Here is a 13,230-nt window from a genome sequence, read left to right on the forward strand (position 1 = left end):
TCTCCCTCGGCCCACGGCCGCAGGGAGACGCCCGCTGGGAGCTGGGGGCCGGCGTCGGGAACCGTCATCTGTACCCCGCCCCTTACTTGGACAGCCGCTCGAACAGCCAGCCGCGCACCTGGTCCAGGGACACGCGCTCCTGAGACATGGAGTCGCGTTCACGGATGGTGACGGCCTGGTCCTCGAGGGAGTCGAAGTCCACGGTGATGCAGAACGGGGTGCCGATCTCGTCCTGGCGGCGGTAGCGGCGGCCGATGGCGCCGGCGTCGTCATAGTCGATGTTCCACACGCCCCGGAGCTCATCCGCCAGCCGCTTGGCGGTGGGCACGAGCTCCTCCTTGCGGGAGAGCGGCAGGACGGCGGCCTTGACCGGGGCCAGCCGCGGATCGAGGCCGAGCACGGTGCGCACATCGGTGCCGCCCTTGGTGTTGGGCGCCTCCTCCTCGCGGTAGGCGTCCACCAGGAAGGCCATCATGGACCGCGTGAGCCCGAAGGACGGCTCGATCACGTACGGGGTGTAACGCTCCCCCGAGGTCTGGTCGAAGTACTGCATCTTCGTGCCGGAGGCATCGGTGTGGGAGTTCAGATCGAAGTCCGTGCGGTTGGCGATGCCCATGAGCTCGCCCCACTCGGAGCCGGCGAACCCGAACTTGTACTCCAGGTCGATCGTGGCATCGGAGTAGTGGGCCCGCTCGCCGTCCGGGACGTCGAAGCGGCGCATGTTGTCCGGGTTGATGCCCAGATCGATGAACCAGTTCCAGCAGGCCTCCACCCAGGTGTTGAAGTGCTCTGTGGCGGCCTCGGGGTGGGTGAAGTACTCGATCTCCATCTGTTCGAACTCGCGGGTGCGGAAGATGAAGTTGCCCGGGGTGATCTCGTTGCGGAATGCCTTGCCGATCTGGCCGATGCCGAACGGGGGCTTGCGCCGGGAGGCGTTGACCACGTTGAGGAAGTTCACGAAGATGCCCTGGGCGGTCTCGGGGCGCAGGTAGTGCAGGCCCTCCTCGTTGTCCACGGGCCCTAGGAACGTCTTCATCAGCCCGGAGAACATCTGCGGCTCGGTCCACGATCCGCGGGTGCCGCAGTCGGGGCAGGCGATCTCGTCCATACCACCCATGCCGCCGGTGGGGGCGCGGCCCTTCTTGGCCACGAAGCCTTCGATGAGGTGGTCCTGGCGGTGTCGCTTGTGGCAGGACGTGCACTCGACCAGCGGGTCGGTGAAGGTGGCCACGTGACCGGAGGCGTTCCACACGGCCGAGGGCAGGATGATGGCGGAGTCGAGACCGACCATGTCCTCACGGCCGCGCACGAACGTGTTCCACCACTGCGTCTTGATGTTGTCCTTGAGTTCCACACCCAGGGGCCCGTAGTCCCACGCCGAGCGGGAGCCGCCGTAGATCTCTCCGGCCTGGAACACGAAGCCGCGTCGCTTCGCGAGGGAGATGACCTGGTCGAGGGTGGTCTTGGGGGCCATGGGGGCATCACATCCGTGTCTGTTACTTCGGCCGCTGGCTGCGGTCAGCGCACTGGAGCCGGCGCGCGGGGCACGCCAGCGTTCGGGTTACCGAGCCAGTCTAGGTCCCCTGCGGGCCGCGGCTGGTGCACCGGCACGGATCTCGGGCCACAATGGAGGTATGTCCGAACACCCGAACCCCGAGACCCCTCACCGTCACCGCCGCGCCCCCGAGGCCCCGTCCGCCCACCCGGCACCGCTGGAGATCCGCGACCGGATGATCCGCCTGGGGCAGGCCCTCAAGCTGGCCAACCTGGTGGAGGACGGGGCGGACGCCCGCGCGGTGATCGAGGCCGGCCTGGTCCAGGTCAACGGGGACCCGGAGACCCGCCGCGGCCGCCAGCTGCACCCCGGAGACGTGTTCGAGTTCTCCGGCGAGGCCGTGAAGGTGGTCCCCGCCGGGGGCTGAAGACGCTGGGTCCTTGCGCGGGCTATTTCACCACGTAGTCCAGGAACTCCCCCACGTGGCGCAGTTCCTGCGGGCCGATGCCGTGGCCGATCCCCGCGTAGAGCACCTTGGTCATGTTCACGTGCTCGTTCATCCAGGCGTGCGTGTACTCGATCTTGTCCGGGGTGATGACCGGGTCGGCCTGGTCCCGGCCCCAGAACACCGCGGGCTTGGCGGCCTTGACGGCCTCGTCCTCGAAGAAGCCGGCCAGCGGGCCCGCTCCGGAGACCTCGGAGGGCGCGACGCCGGACTCGGGCTCCGCGGCGTCAGCACCAGGTGCCAGTGCCGGGTCGATCGCGAACCCGGAGAGCCCGACGACGCAGGCGTAGGCCTGCGGTTCCCGGCGCAGCAGCGAGGTGGCCATCGCCATGCCCATGGAGAATCCCAGCAGGGAGGTGCTCGCGAAGTTCGGGCGCTGGGCGGCCACCCACTCCTGGAGGTCTTCGATGGCGGCCCGCACGGCCAGCGGTGAGGACTGCAGGGAGTTGGTCAGCGGGAACCACGTGTAGCCGCCGTGGTCCATGATCAGCGGCGCCCGCACGGAGGCGATCGTGAATTTCTCCGGCAGCTCCGGGACGATCCCGAACAGGTCATTCTCGTCCGCCCCGTAGCCGTGCAGCACCACCAGCAGGTGGGTTCCCCTGCGTTCAGCCTCGGGCCGGGACCATCGAACGAACGGCTCGGTGGGCTCGGGGTGGGACGGGTCGGGAGTCTGCGATGCGGTCATGATCTCAGCGTAGGCGAGGAGTCCGGGACGAGTTCTGGCGGGACAGCGAAGTGACCGATGGGTAACCGGGCCTTTAGGATCGTGGCATGTCTGGTTCCTCGGCTTTCCCGGCTTCCTCGGACTCCGTGCGTTCCGTGCACTCCGACGCGCCCCTGCACCCGATTCATCCCTGGCGCCGCTACGTGGCCCTGGGTGATTCGTTCACCGAGGGCATCGGCGACCCGGACCCGCAGCGGCCCGGCTCTCACCGCGGCTGGGCGGACCGGGTGGCCGAGGAGCTCGCCCACCGGGTCCCGGACGGCGAGCACTTCTCCTATGCCAACCTGGCCATCCGCGGCCGGCTGATCGACCAGATCGCCGCCGAGCAGACCACTCCGGCCCTCGAGCTCAACCCAGACCTCATCACCCTCTGCGCCGGCGGCAACGACGTGATCCGGCCGGGCGGAGACCCGGACGCGATCGCGGAGAGGCTGGACCGCCTCGTCGGGAACCTCGCCGCCAGCGGCGCCACGGTGGTGCTCTTCACCGGCCCCGACATCCGGGATACCCCCGTGATGGGCCGCATCCGCGGCAAGGTGGCCATCTACAACGAGAACGTGCACACCGTGGCCCTGCGGCACGAGGCCGTGGTGGCGGATCTCTGGGCGCTGCGGGACCTGACCCGCAAGGACATGTGGGCCGAGGACCGGCTGCACTTCTCCCCCACGGGGCACCACACGATCACCGCCATGGTGCTGGAGACCCTCAACGTTCCCCACGACCTGGTGCCGTTGGAGCCCAAGCCACCGGTGCCGCGCTCCTGGCGTCAGGCAGCCACCCAGGACGTGCTCTGGGCCCGTGAGCACCTGATGCCCTGGGTGCTGCGGCGGTTGCGGCGCCAGTCCTCCGGGGACGGGCTGTCCCCGAAGCGGCCGCTCGCTGAGCCGATGTTCGGCCACCCCATGCCGCCGGGCGCGGACGCCTCCGGATAAGAGGGCTGTCAGCCTCGGGCCGAGTCGATATCGGTCGCTCGGGACAGGGCCGGGGTGTCCGGCATCGGAGGCGTCGCGTAGGGTCGACGCGAAAGAGGACACCGGCAGGAACTGCCGCCCGACAACGAGAGGACCAGGGCGATGAGCGAGCCGGAACAGGAGAATCAGGATGTCACCGTGCTGGACAATCCTGAGAAGGGCCGCTTCGACGTGACTGTCGACGGCGCACATGCGGGCTTCTCTCTGTATCAGGACACCCGCGCCTCCGGTACCGACCAGCGCATTTTCTACCACACCGTGATCTTCGACGATTTTGAGGGTCGCGGCCTGGCCGGGATCCTGACCAAAGCCGCGCTGGGTACGAGTGTCCAGTCCGGACATCGGTTGGTCGCGGTGTGCCCCTACGTGAAGAAGTGGGTGTCCACGCACCACGACTACTCCGACTCGCTCGACCCGGTAGGGCCGGAGCACCTCGACGCTCTCCGGTGACACGAGACCGTTACCGTTACCCAGCAGCGACGGAAAGGCACCCCAGATGAGAACCCCGGTTCCCGACTATCTCGACGAGGTGCTGGACGCGCTCCGCGGGGACTCCACCGGCGCCCCGGCGAACTACATCCCGGAACTGGCCACAGCGGACCCGGATAAGTTCGCGCTGTCCATCACCACCACGAGCGGCAGCACCTACGCGGCGGGTGACGTGGACACGGAGTTCTCCATCCAGTCGATCTCCAAGCCGTTCGCGTACGCTGCGGCGCTGATCGACCGAGGATTCGAGCGCGTGCTTGAGTCCGTCGGCGTCGAGCCCTCGGGCGAGGCGTTCAACGAGCTCTCCCTGGAAGGAGACACCCACCGGCCCAAGAACCCGATGATCAATGCCGGGGCGATCGCCACCCATTCCCTCCTCGGCGCCGCCGGCGCCGGGCAGGACGATCGGGTCGAGCGCGCCCGCCGTCTGTTCTCCCGACTCGCCGGGCGTGAGCTGCGCGTCGACGAGCAGGTGTGCGCCTCCGAGCTCGGCACCGCCCATCGGAACCTCGCGATCGCCCACATGCTGCACAACTACGGCATCCTCGAGGGCGACGTGCACTCGATCGTCGAGGGCTACACACGGCAGTGCTCGATCCTGGTCAACGTGCGGGATTTGTCGATGATGGCAGCGACCCTTGCCACCGGTGGAGTGCAGCCCGTCACGGGTGACCGGGTGCTGGAGTCCGACGTCGCCCGCCAGGTGATGGCCGTCATGGCGGGCGCCGGGATGTACGACGCCGCGGGTGACTGGCTCACCCGCGTGGGCATCCCCGCCAAGAGCGGCGTGGCCGGCGGGATGGTGGGCGTCCTGCCCGGCCAGGTGGGCATCGGGGCGTTCTCGCCTCGCCTGGACGCCCACGGCAATAGCCAGCGCGGACGCCGCGCCTTCGAGCGGCTCTCGCAGGACATGGGCATGCACCTGTTCTCCTCGGACCGCGGACGGCTGGACTCGGTCGGCTCGGACACGCACAACGGAACCACCACTTTCAGGCTCCAGGGGAACGTGCAGTTCACCGCGGCCGCCGAACTGCTGGATCTCATGGCCGAGGTCGAGAACGGGAACGTCGTCCTGGACGTATCGAGGGTGCACTCGTTCAGCGACGTAGGTCGCCGCATGACCCTCGAGGGATTGCGCCGCCTCCGGCTCGACGGCCGCGGCATCGCGTTGCGTGACCCTTCGACGACCCTGCCCGATCCCGATCTGGGCGACGGCACTTATCCGGAGGAGTCGGCCACGGGGGGCCTTCAGGTGTGATCCGCTGCAGTCCCCGTCCCACCCTGAGCCGGTAACCAGGACGTGCACTGGGCGAAGCTGGGTACTGGGGCGGTGATATTCCGGGATCCGCTTGCCCCGCCGGCACGGAAGCCATGCACCGGAGGTAGCGGGATTCCGGATCCGCGCCTAGCGTGGGTGCTCCCACGGCACTGTGACGTCCTCTTCCCACGGCCGCCGTCGACAGGTGAGACGGCCATGTAGCCACGCGGCCCCCACCGAAAGACCGAAGGGGTATCGACCGATGGCCACGACTCAACCCGAGGCGGTGCGGGACACCGCCTCCGATCTGCTGCTCAACCCGGACCATTGCGTGCTGGCGTGGACTCCGGGCGGCGCAAAGAGGTGATCGCCGCCGGCACCCATCCGGTGACCGCGACCTCTTCCGGCTCGGAGTTGATGCGCCATGGGGCGCGGTCCGACTCCGACATCCTGCGCACGGTGATGCAGTCGTATTTCCCCGAACGACACCGACTCCGGCAGAAGGGCTGACCGTCATGACCACGGCGGACACTCGGGCGTACCCCGGCAGCGGAGTTGACGGATCCGCGCCGCGTTTCGAGGGTTTGCGGGCCTTGTTCATCAATGCGACCCTGAAACGCTCGCCGGAGCCGAGCAACACCGACGGCCTCGTGCGGATCAGCGCCCGGATCATGCGTGAACACGGCGTACAGGTCGAGGAGATCCGGGCTGCTGACCACGAGATCGCCACCGGCGTGTGGCCGGACATGACCGAGCACGGCTGGGATACCGATGCGTGGCCGCCGATCTACCGGCAGGTGGCAGCCGCGGACATCCTGGTGCTCGCTGGCCCGATCTGGCTCGGGGACAACAGCTCGGTGATGAAGCGGGTGATCGAGCGGCTGTACTCGTGCTCCGGCCTGCTCAATGAGCACGGTCAATATGCTTACTACGGTCGTGTCGGTGGCTGCCTGATCACCGGCAACGAGGACGGCGTCAAGCACTGTGCCATGAATGTGCTCTACAGTCTGCAGCACCTCGGCTTCACGATCCCGCCCCAGGCCGACGCGGGCTGGATCGGTCCCGCCGGACCAGGCCCGTCATACCTCGACCCGGGCTCGGGCGGGCCGGAGAACGACTTCACCACCCGCAACACCACGTTCATGACCTACAACCTGCTCCACCTCGCGTCTATGCTGCACGCTGCCGGGGGCGTGCCCGCGTACGGGAATCGGCGCAGCGAGTGGGACGCCGGCTGCGCACCGGACCAGGGCAACCCGGAACACCGATAGCCGCCACGGCAAGGAGAGACCATGAGCACAGAGGCCCCGGAATCCGGACGGGCCTGGCCCCGGTTGCGGGTCGAGGACTGGACCGCGACCCGTGAGACCCTGCACCTGTGGACCCAGATCGTGGGCAAGATCCGGCTCGCGCACGCGCCGCTGGTCAACCACTGGTGGCAGGCGACCCTCTACGTCAGTCCGCGCGGACTGACCACCGGCAGCATCCCCGCAGCGCACCGGCTGTTCGAGATCGAGTTCGACTTCATCGACCACAGCCTCCGGATCCGTTCCAGCGACGGCGGCGAACGGGCCTTCCGACTGGAGGCCAAACCGGTGGCGCAGTTTCACGCGGAGACCCTCCAGGCCCTCAGAGGACTGGGCCTCGATACGGAGATCTCGTCCGGCCCCAACGAAGTGGACCCGGCGATCCCGTTCGCCGCGGACACCGAACACGCCTCTTACGACCCGGACGCGGCACGCCTGTTCTGGGAGCAGCTGGTCCAGGCTCACCGGGTGATGGGCGAGTTCCGCTCCCACTTCACCGGAAAAGTCAGCCCGGTGCATCTGTTCTGGGGTTCGCTGGACCTTGCCTGCACCCGGTTCTCCGGACGCGAGGCCCCGGAACACCCCGGCGGCGCCCCCAATTGCGGTGACTGGGTGATGGTGGAGGGCTACTCCCACGAGCTGAGCAGCTGTGGATTCTGGCCGGGCGGGGGTGATGAGGGCGCGTTCTACGCCTATGCCTACCCCGAGCCGGAGGGTTTCGCTAACCACCCGGTCCGCCCCGATGCCGCCTACTACAGCCCCGAGAACGGGCAGTTCCTGCTGCCCTACGAAGCAGTGCGCACGGCCGAGGACCCGGACCAGACCCTGTTGGACTTCCTGCACACCACGTACATCGCAGCCGCCGACCGCGGCAACTGGGACCGGGTCCGCTTGGAGAGCGACCCCAGCCGGTGGAACCACCTCCGCTAGCCGCGCAGCGCGACCGCTACGACAACTGGCTGCGCCGACCCGTCAAGGAGACACACCGATGGCGACCCACGGCACGACTGTAGGAGCATCTGTCGCCAACCGGATGGCCGGGTACACCTAGAGGCCGAGGGTCCGCTTCATCTCCGCGGCCACCTGGTCCAGGTCCGTCAGGAACCCGTCATGTCCGATCGGCGAATCGATCATGTGGACCGGGACGTCACCGGGCAGCTGGCGGGCGAGCTCCTGGGACTGGCCCGGAAAGTACAGGCGGTCGGACTCGACGGCGGCGATGAACGGTGTCGCCCGGAGGGAGCCCAGCACCTCCGCCTCGGGGCCGCGGCCGCGGGAGACGTCATGGCTCATCAGGGCCTCGGTCAGCACCAGATAGCTGTTGGCGTCGAAGCGCTTGATCAGCTTGGCTGCCTGGTAGTCCAGGTAGGACTCGACCTGATAGCGCCCCTGCCGCCGGACCGGCTCCCCGAACGGGTTCTCCTCGGGCTGCGCGGCTCGGCCGAAGCGGGCGACCATGTCCGGTTCGGACCGGTAGGTGATGTGCGCAATCTTGCGGGCGATGCCCAGCCCGCCGTCCGGAGTCGGGCCCGGGTAGTAGTCCCCGCCGCGGAAGTTCGGGTCCAGGGTGATGGACTGCACCTGCGCCTGGGCGAAGGCGATCTGTTCGGCGGTCGAGTGCGCTCCGCAGGCGATGACGGCCATGCCGGCTACACGGTCCGGGTAGGTGGTGGCCCACTCCAGGGCGCGGGCACCTCCCATGGAGCCGCCGATCACCGCCTGAAAACGCTCGATGCCCAGCGCGTCGGCCAACCGCGCCTCGGCGTGGACGGAGTCGCGGATGGTGGTGAAGGGGAAGCGGGAGCCCCAGGGGGTGCCCTGCGGGTCCAGCGAGGACGGTCCGGTACTCCCGTAGCAGCCGCCGAGGATGTTCGGGGCGATGACGAACCAGGTGTCGGTGTCGATGGCGCAGCCGGGCCCGACGACACCTTCCCACCAGCCCTCTTCCGGATCGCCGGAGGAGGCCGCCACGTGCGTGGACCCGGTCAGGGCATGCAGCACCAGCACGGCGTTCGACTTCTCGGCGTTGAGCGTGCCCCAGGTCTCGTAGGCGATCTCCGCCTCCGGCAGGTGCCCGCCGGTCTCGAAGTCCAGGGCACCGATGCGCTGGGTGTGCAGGCCGCCCTGGGGCAGGCCTGTGGCGGTCGGCTGGGGGGTGGTGGTGGTCATGCGAATACCTCCGGACCTAGGCGCTCACGTCGGCCGCGGCGAAGCCGTTGTCAAGATCGGCCAGGATGTCCTCGATGCTCTCCACGCCCACGGAGAGGCGGACCAGGCCGGGGGTCACGCCGGTGGCACGCTGCTCCTCCTCGGTGAGCTGGGAGTGCGTGGTGGACGCCGGGTGGATGACGAGTGAGCGGACGTCACCGATGTTGGCCACGTGGTGGTGCAGGCGCAGCGCGTCCACGAAGCGCGCCCCGGCCTCGAGTCCGCCGGCGATCTCGAAGGAGACGAAGCCGGCCGGCCCCTTCGGCAGGTACTGCTTCGCGCGCTCGTGCCAGGGGCTGGAGGCCAGCCCGGGGTAGATCACCGTCTCGGCCAGGGCGTGGCCCTCCAGGTATTCGGCCACCTGCCGGGCGTTCGCGACGTGGCGTTCCATGCGCAGGGACAGTGTCTCGAGGCCCAGGTTGAGCAGGAAGGCGTTGAAGGGGCTGATCGCGCTGCCGTAGTCCCGCAGCAACTGGACCCGCGCCTTGAGCACGAAGGCCAGGTTGGCGCCGAGGATGCCGTCCACGCCGAGGTCCCTGGCGAAGACGATCCCGTTGTAGCTCTCATCCGGGGTGTTGAAGCCGGGGAAGCGCTCTGGCTGGGCGGCGAAGTCGAAGGTGCCGCCGTCCACGATCCCGCCGCACATCGCCGCGGCGTGGCCGCCGAGGTACTTGGTGGCCGAGTGCACCACGATGTCCGCACCGTGCTCGATCGGGCGCAAGAGGTACGGGGTGGCCAGGGTGTTGTCCACGATCAGCGGCAGCCCGGCGCCGTGGGCGACGTCGGCCACGGCGCGGATGTGCAGCACGTCCCCGCGGGGGTTGCCGAGGGTCTCACCGAACAACGCCTTGGTGTTGTCCTGGATGGCGTTCTGCCACGCCTCCGGGCTGTCCGGGTCCTGCACGAAGGTGGTGGTGATGCCGATCTTGGCCAGGGTGTGCTTGAACAGGTTCTGCGTGCCGCCGTACAGCGAGGCGGACACGACCACGTGGTCCCCTGCCCCGGCGAGGTTGAGGATGGAGAAGGTGGTGGCCGCCTGGCCCGAGGCCAGCAGCAGTGCCCCGACCCCGCCCTCGAGGGCGGCGATCTTGCCTTCGACGGCTTCCTGGGTGGGGTTGCCGATGCGCGAGTAGATCGGGCCGAGATCCTTCAGTGCGAACCGGTCCGCGGCGACCTCGGCGGAGGGAAAGTCGAAGGAGTTCGACTGGATGATCGGCAGCACCGTGGCGCCGTAGGGGTTCTCCTCCGGGATCCCGGCATGGACCTGGCGCGTCTCGAAGCCCCACTGGGCCGGATCGGCGGCCTCGGTGTTCGAGGCGTCAGGGGTGTTGGTGGGGGTGTCAGTCACGTGATGACTCCTGTCAGTCCAGGGCCACCTGCGTGGTGCCGTCGGGCAGGGACATCGTCCAGCAACCCGACGCGGCGTGGTGGCCCGCGCTTGCCGGTGCCGGTCGGCACCTGCCTGGTCCTCACCCGGGGCACCCCACCGCGAGCTGGAGGGTTGCCGGCCAGCAAGCCGGGGCTTGATGCTGGCACTCATGACCTTCATCAAGTCTGCCAGATCGGCTCCGGGGATTCATCCCCGCCCGCCCTGGAGCGTCGCATTGCGCCTCACGGTACTCGGCCATCGTGCTCAGAGGCGGCGGCGCTCAGCACCCGGCACTCGTGACCGGCCCACGATCAGACCTGGACTTCATCCCTGTGACCGCGGCCACATTTCAAGTGAGGTTAACCTAACCAGTCCGTGACTGCAGAAGGTGCGACGATATGGGCATGATGCGCCTCGATCACGTCTCGTACGCCGTTGGACCCGAAGAAGGACTTGCCGCCACGGTGGCCCGTCTCGCTGAAACGCTCGGCATCGAGCGCGTCAAGGGTGGTGTCCACCCCCGCTTCGGCACGCGCAACGCGATCTTCCCGCTGCGCAACCGCCAGTACCTCGAGGTGGTGGAGGTCTTGGACCACCCCTCCTCCGAGAAGGCCCCGTTCGGTCAAGCCGTGCGCGCCCGCTCCGAGATGGGCGGCGGCTGGATGGGCTGGTGCGTCACGGTGGACGACCTCGCCCCCTTCGAGGAGCGTCTGGAGCGCCAGTCCGTGCCCGGCAACCGCAAGTTCCCGGACGGCCGCGAACTCACGTGGCGCCAGATCGGCATCAAGGGCCTCATCGCCGATCCCCAGGTTCCGTATCTCTTGCGCTGGGATGAGGGCACCGAGGACCTGCACCCCTCGCAGGCCCACACGCCCCAGGCCGAACTGTCCTCCATCACGATCGCCGGTTCCCGCGACCGCGTGCGCGGGTGGCTGGGCCTGGACGATCCGGACGAGACGGTCGGGGACCTGAACGTGGTCTTCGAATCGCCCTCCGGCACGCCCGGCATCCTCGAGGTCACCTTCGATACTCCCAAGGGCACCGTCACCCTGTAATCCCTTCACTTTCAGTCGAGTTCGGGTGGGTTTTTTCGTCAGAAACCCACCCCAAGTCGACTGAAAGCCACGGTCAGGTGCCGGCGCCGAGCCGCCCGTCTCAGGTGCCGAACACCCCTGCCGCCACCAGCAGCGGGTACGCCACGAAGCCGGCCGCATCGAGCAGGAAGTGCGCGATCACCAACGGCATCACCCGCCGGTATCTCAGGTAGACCGCGCCGAACACCAGCCCCATCAGCAGGTTGCCGACCCCCGGGCCCACCCCCTGGTAGAGATGGTAGGCCCCGCGCAGGACCGCGCAGCCCACCACCACGGCCACCGGGTTCAGGGGCACGACGGCGCCGCTCGCCCAGGCGCGCAGCCCGCCGTCGGTGCCGGGCCGGTCGGGGTCGAGGCCGGACCGTAGCTGCTGAAGGTAACCGAGGCGGTCGAAGAGCCAGGCCACCACGATCACCTCCTCCAGCAACGCGTGCCGCAGGGCGGAGAGCAGCAGCACCGGGGTGGTCCACCAGTACTCGTTCAGGGCGCTGCCGACGATGGCCGTGGTGACGCCCGCGGCCCGTCCGGCCGCGTAGACCGCCAGGGTGCCGAGGCCGATCACCAGGAACAGTCCGACGCCAAGGCCCACGTCCCGGCCCGGCCGGCGGAAGTCCAGGCCGAAGGTGCGGAACGGGTTGCGCCCGCGGATCCACACCAGGTGCAGCACCAGCAGCACCGGGACCAGGGCGAAGCCGATGTCCAGCACCTGATATGTCAGGTCGAAGAGCTGCCGGTCGTCCAGCGCCGGGTTCAGGGTGGTGGTCTGCCCGGACAGGGGCGCCTGCGTCCACTTGTCGATGAGGTTGACGATCGCGTAGACCGCCGACTTCCCCAGGGACAGCGCCAGCACGATGACGATCTCCCAGCGCACCGCCCGGGCGGAGGGCGCCGCCAGGGCGTCGGACACCCTGGCCACGGCCGGTCGAGTCGGCGGGGTCGGGACGTTCGGCGCCGGAGACGAGGAAGCTGGAGTGGTCACGGCCCCAGTGTAGGAGTGTCCACTGCCCGCTCCGGCGTTCCGACCTCCTCATCCCGCCCCGGCGGCCGTCAGCCGCCGCGCTACCGTGGATCCATGGCCTCCGCACCGACTCCCGACGACGTCGCCGCCGCCTGCGCCGCGGCCGCCCGGCCCTTGGCCTCCGCCCTCGTCGCTGACGGCGGACTCGCCCGCCGACTGGCCGAGGCGGACTGGCCTGCCGGTGTGATCGACGAGGGCGGGCAGTTCCACCGGGTGCTCGTGCTGCCCGGCGTGGGCGCCGTGCGGATGACCCGCACTCGCGAGGCCGCGGCACACCTCAGCGGCCGCATGGCCGCCCTGCAGACCCTCAGCACGACGGCGGTGTTCCCCTTCGCTGTTCCTTTGCCCCTCACCGAGGTGGTCGGGGAGGCGGACGGGCTGCCGGCGGGAATGGCCGCCGTGGTGCAGCGGTATCTCCCGGGTGAGGCGCACCCTCCGCACACCGGTGACGTGCCGGTGTTGCGCGACCTGTGCCGGACCCTCGCCGGAATCGACACCACTTCCCTCACGCCGCACCTCGGTCCGCCGTTCGCCTACCGCGGCCCGTGGACGGCGGAGAAGGTGGCCGCGGTCCAGGCGGTGCCGTCGCTGCTGGCGGCGTCCCATGGGCCCGGTCTCTGGACCGACGGGTCACCCGAAGGCCCCGGCGACGCGGTCTCCGTGGGCCGTTGGGCCGAGACGGTGGCCACCCTGACCGCCACGCACACCGCGTGGACAGAGGATCCGGTGGTGCCACCGTCCCTGGTCCACGGGGACCTGGCCGGGCACAACATGCGGTGGCAGCGTGCA

At 69.1% G+C, this 13,230-nt stretch carries 13 protein-coding genes and 1 riboswitch; of the genes, 8 read left to right on the forward strand and 5 right to left on the reverse strand.

Features of this window, described 5'->3' with window-relative positions:
- Positions 1–82: 82 nt before the first annotated feature.
- A complete protein-coding gene (locus RUH65_RS12875) occupies positions 83–1,474 on the reverse strand; it encodes a glycine--tRNA ligase (RefSeq protein WP_313817939.1) in 1,392 nt (463 codons plus the stop codon).
- A 160-nt stretch (positions 1,475–1,634) separates the two neighbouring features.
- Between RUH65_RS12875 and RUH65_RS12880 the strand changes: the two genes are divergently transcribed.
- The gene (locus RUH65_RS12880) at positions 1,635–1,922 is read left to right on the forward strand and encodes an RNA-binding S4 domain-containing protein (RefSeq protein ID WP_313817940.1); all 288 of its coding nucleotides are present in this window, start codon (positions 1,635–1,637) and stop codon (positions 1,920–1,922) included.
- A gap of 22 nt (positions 1,923–1,944) precedes the next feature.
- On the opposite strand, the gene RUH65_RS12885 is transcribed toward RUH65_RS12880, so the two are convergent.
- Positions 1,945–2,688 (reverse strand): alpha/beta hydrolase-fold protein, encoded by a 744-nt coding sequence (locus tag RUH65_RS12885; RefSeq protein ID WP_313817941.1) that lies wholly within the window; start codon positions 2,686–2,688, stop codon positions 1,945–1,947.
- Between the two features lie 86 nt (positions 2,689–2,774).
- Between RUH65_RS12885 and RUH65_RS12890 the strand changes: the two genes are divergently transcribed.
- The 5 genes from RUH65_RS12890 to RUH65_RS12910 all read left to right on the forward strand — a co-directional run bounded on the left by RUH65_RS12890 (position 2,775) and on the right by RUH65_RS12910 (position 7,682).
- A complete protein-coding gene (locus RUH65_RS12890; RefSeq protein WP_313817942.1) occupies positions 2,775–3,659 on the forward strand; it encodes an SGNH/GDSL hydrolase family protein in 885 nt (294 codons plus the stop codon).
- 141 nt (positions 3,660–3,800) lie between these two features.
- Positions 3,801–4,148 (forward strand): GNAT family N-acetyltransferase, encoded by a 348-nt coding sequence (locus RUH65_RS12895; RefSeq protein ID WP_313817943.1) that lies wholly within the window; start codon positions 3,801–3,803, stop codon positions 4,146–4,148.
- A gap of 46 nt (positions 4,149–4,194) precedes the next feature.
- Complete coding sequence (locus tag RUH65_RS12900; RefSeq protein WP_313817944.1) at positions 4,195–5,445, forward strand: glutaminase; 1,251 nt, start codon at positions 4,195–4,197, stop codon at positions 5,443–5,445.
- A gap of 515 nt (positions 5,446–5,960) precedes the next feature.
- Complete coding sequence (locus RUH65_RS12905; protein WP_313817945.1) at positions 5,961–6,716, forward strand: flavodoxin family protein; 756 nt, start codon at positions 5,961–5,963, stop codon at positions 6,714–6,716.
- A gap of 21 nt (positions 6,717–6,737) precedes the next feature.
- On the forward strand, positions 6,738–7,682 hold the full coding sequence (locus RUH65_RS12910; RefSeq protein ID WP_313817946.1) for a DUF5996 family protein: 945 nt from the start codon (positions 6,738–6,740) through the stop codon (positions 7,680–7,682).
- A gap of 117 nt (positions 7,683–7,799) precedes the next feature.
- On the opposite strand, the gene RUH65_RS12915 is transcribed toward RUH65_RS12910, so the two are convergent.
- Complete coding sequence (locus RUH65_RS12915) at positions 7,800–8,921, reverse strand: homoserine O-acetyltransferase (protein WP_313817947.1); 1,122 nt, start codon at positions 8,919–8,921, stop codon at positions 7,800–7,802.
- 16 nt (positions 8,922–8,937) lie between these two features.
- Complete coding sequence (locus tag RUH65_RS12920) at positions 8,938–10,308, reverse strand: PLP-dependent transferase (protein WP_313817948.1); 1,371 nt, start codon at positions 10,306–10,308, stop codon at positions 8,938–8,940.
- Between the two features lie 81 nt (positions 10,309–10,389).
- Positions 10,390–10,504: riboswitch (SAM riboswitch) on the reverse strand.
- A 223-nt stretch (positions 10,505–10,727) separates the two neighbouring features.
- Here RUH65_RS12920 and RUH65_RS12925 point away from each other — a divergent pair.
- A complete protein-coding gene (locus tag RUH65_RS12925; protein WP_313817949.1) occupies positions 10,728–11,384 on the forward strand; it encodes a VOC family protein in 657 nt (218 codons plus the stop codon).
- 100 nt (positions 11,385–11,484) lie between these two features.
- On the opposite strand, the gene RUH65_RS12930 is transcribed toward RUH65_RS12925, so the two are convergent.
- The gene (locus tag RUH65_RS12930; protein ID WP_313817950.1) at positions 11,485–12,402 is read right to left on the reverse strand and encodes a CPBP family intramembrane glutamic endopeptidase; all 918 of its coding nucleotides are present in this window, start codon (positions 12,400–12,402) and stop codon (positions 11,485–11,487) included.
- Positions 12,403–12,495: 93 nt separating this feature from the next.
- Here RUH65_RS12930 and RUH65_RS12935 point away from each other — a divergent pair.
- A partial coding sequence (locus RUH65_RS12935; protein ID WP_313817951.1) for a phosphotransferase occupies positions 12,496–13,230 on the forward strand: 735 nt, incomplete at its 3' end.

Origin of the sequence: Citricoccus sp. (assembly GCF_032154715.1) — a bacterium.
Taxonomy (GTDB): Bacteria; Actinomycetota; Actinomycetes; order Actinomycetales; family Micrococcaceae; genus Citricoccus.

Bases quoted from the DNA above. Each gene is read 5' to 3' on its own strand.
- RUH65_RS12910 (WP_313817946.1), top strand. From the start codon at position 6,738: ATGAGCACAGAGGCCCCGGAATCCGGACGGGCCTGGCCCCGGTTGCGG.
- RUH65_RS12895 (WP_313817943.1), top strand. From the start codon at position 3,801: ATGAGCGAGCCGGAACAGGAGAATCAGGATGTCACCGTGCTGGACAAT.
- RUH65_RS12900 (WP_313817944.1), top strand. From the start codon at position 4,195: ATGAGAACCCCGGTTCCCGACTATCTCGACGAGGTGCTGGACGCGCTC.
- RUH65_RS12925 (WP_313817949.1), top strand. From the start codon at position 10,728: ATGGGCATGATGCGCCTCGATCACGTCTCGTACGCCGTTGGACCCGAA.
- RUH65_RS12885 (WP_313817941.1), bottom strand. From the start codon at position 2,688: ATGACCGCATCGCAGACTCCCGACCCGTCCCACCCCGAGCCCACCGAG.
- RUH65_RS12890 (WP_313817942.1), top strand. From the start codon at position 2,775: ATGTCTGGTTCCTCGGCTTTCCCGGCTTCCTCGGACTCCGTGCGTTCC.
- RUH65_RS12875 (WP_313817939.1), bottom strand. From the start codon at position 1,474: ATGGCCCCCAAGACCACCCTCGACCAGGTCATCTCCCTCGCGAAGCGA.
- RUH65_RS12905 (WP_313817945.1), top strand. From the start codon at position 5,961: ATGACCACGGCGGACACTCGGGCGTACCCCGGCAGCGGAGTTGACGGA.
- RUH65_RS12915 (WP_313817947.1), bottom strand. From the start codon at position 8,921: ATGACCACCACCACCCCCCAGCCGACCGCCACAGGCCTGCCCCAGGGC.
- RUH65_RS12880 (WP_313817940.1), top strand. From the start codon at position 1,635: ATGTCCGAACACCCGAACCCCGAGACCCCTCACCGTCACCGCCGCGCC.